Annotated in this window: 1 protein-coding gene; it reads right to left on the bottom strand. The window is 54.6% G+C overall.

Translation table 11 applies throughout. The annotated features are described in order from the left end of the window. A partial coding sequence (locus KMS84_RS44280) for a glutathione S-transferase family protein (protein WP_256921499.1) occupies window positions 1-326 on the bottom strand: 326 nt, incomplete at both ends.

Genomic DNA, 326 nt, shown 5'->3' on the forward strand with positions numbered 1-326 from the left:
CTTTTGGCTCGGGGGCGAAGTGCTTAAAGTGAACAGCCTGTCCAGAGTACGGGCCGATACCGGTCGCGACAAACATGAGCCAGGAATACATCTCACCTCGCGCCTTGAGGTTGTCAGCAGGCAGGAACATCCCGGTCTTTTCAGCCAGATAGAGCAGTATGGCATTGCTGTCGAATACCACGTTGTCACCATCAACCAGAGCCGGTGTCTTGGCATTCGGATTGATCTTGAGAAACGCCGGATCGTGCTGTTCACCCTTGCGCGTATCAACAGGGATGAGTTCGTACTCAAGGCCTGACTCCTCCAAGAACAGCGCAACCTTCGCG

Origin of the sequence: Streptomyces hilarionis (genome assembly GCF_024539675.1) — a bacterium.
Taxonomy (GTDB): domain Bacteria; phylum Actinomycetota; class Actinomycetes; order Streptomycetales; family Streptomycetaceae; genus Streptomyces; species Streptomyces hilarionis.